Raw genomic sequence first — 1,728 nt, 5'->3', positions numbered from 1 at the left:
GGGCCGGAAGGCAGCAAGGGTAAGTGAGCTCTTCCAGGTGCGCGGGGGCCTCTTGTCTGCTCAGCCGGAATCGTCTGGCCTGCTCAGCCCGGATCGTCTGGTTATCCAGGGGAATCGTCGGAGCCACCAAGTAGGGTGCTCCGTGTGGCAGACGACGACGCTTTGGGGCTCTTCGACGAGGACGATCTCGGCGAGGCGTCCGACGCGCGCCTGGGGTATGAGCAAGACGGTCCCGACTTGTTCGGCATGGAACCCGACGAACTGATCCTGCCCACCGAGCCGACGCCCGTCGACGACCCTGAGATGGACATTGATCTCGACCAGATGGACGAGATTCCGATCGATCCCGACGACGAACCCGAGGTTGAGGCGACGATGCCCGACCCGCTCGTCGAGTTGGCCATCGGCAGTTCTGTGGAGGACGCCGCATCGGCGACCGCTGGTCCGCACGACGATGATGCGGCGGTTGCTACGCCTGCGGAGTTCTCTGGGCCGAGCCCGGAGGCGTCCGTCATGCAGTCGATCCCGCCAGCCCCGGAGGCGCCCCTGGCTTTGTATCGGCGCTACCGTCCCGAGACGTTCGAGCAGGTGATCGGACAAGATCACGTCACCGAGCCGCTGCAGCGCGCCCTCATCAACAATCGGGTCAGCCACGCCTACCTGTTCAGCGGGCCGCGGGGCTGTGGCAAGACGACGTCGGCGCGCATCCTGGCGCGTTGCCTCAACTGCGAGCAGGGCCCCACCCCGACGCCGTGCGGGGTGTGCCAAAGCTGTCGCGACCTGGCGCGCGGCGGCGCCGGGAGCATCGACGTCATCGAAATCGACGCGGCCTCTCACGGCGGCGTCGATGAGGCGCGTGACCTGCGTGAGCGGGCCTTCTTCGCGCCCGTGCACAGCCGCTACAAGATCTACATCATCGACGAGGCGCACATGGTCACCAATGCGGGGTTCAACGCCTTGCTGAAGGTGGTGGAGGAGCCGCCGCCCCACGTGAAGTTCATCTTCGCCACGACCGAGCCCGAGAAGGTCATCGGCACCATCCGCTCCCGGACGCATCACTATCCGTTCCGGCTGGTGCCGCCGCGCACGATGGTCGCCTACCTGGACCAACTGTGCGCAGCCGAAGGCGTCCAGGTGGATCAGGCCGTGCTGCCGCTGGTGGTGCGCGCTGGTGCTGGATCGGTGCGTGACTCGCTGTCGGTGCTCGACCAACTCCTCGGCGGCGCCGCCGAGGCGGGCGTCAGCTACACGCAGGCCGCCAGCTTGCTCGGGTACACCCCCGAGAGCCTCCTCGACGAGATCATGGACGCCTTCGCCGCCGGTGACGCCGAGGGTGTCTTTGCGTGCATCGACAAGGTGATTGAGGTCGGCCAGGATCCGCGGCGCTTCGCCGAAGACCTGCTGCGTCGCCTGCGAGATCTGATCATCGTCGCCGCCGTCCCGGACGCCCTCGAAACCGGCCTCGTGGATGTCGCCGGGGACCAGGCCGAACGGCTCACCACCCAGGCGTCCGGCATGGGTTCGGGTGAACTCACGCGCGCCGCGGAGGTGATCGCCCAAGGCCTCACCGACATGCGCGGCACCACCGCGCCGCGGCTGCACCTCGAACTGATGTGCGCGCGCGTGCTGCTGCCGGGGGCTGACGTCGCGGGCCGCGGCATCCACGCCCGACTCGACCGCCTTGAACGTCGGCTCCAGATGGACCCCCTTCCTGAGGCGGAGACCCCA

General features: G+C 67.9%; 1 protein-coding gene. It reads left to right on the top strand.

What is annotated here, in order from left to right:
• Positions 1–246 precede the first annotated feature (246 nt).
• On the top strand, positions 247–1,728 hold a 1,482-nt coding region (locus V7E09_RS15590; RefSeq protein ID WP_324523737.1), incomplete at its 3' end, for a DNA polymerase III subunit gamma and tau.

Source organism: Propioniciclava sp. (assembly GCF_036744435.1).
In the GTDB taxonomy this organism is placed as follows: Bacteria; Actinomycetota; Actinomycetes; order Propionibacteriales; family Propionibacteriaceae; genus Propioniciclava.
This window is presented reverse-complemented; position numbering and strand designations above follow the sequence as displayed.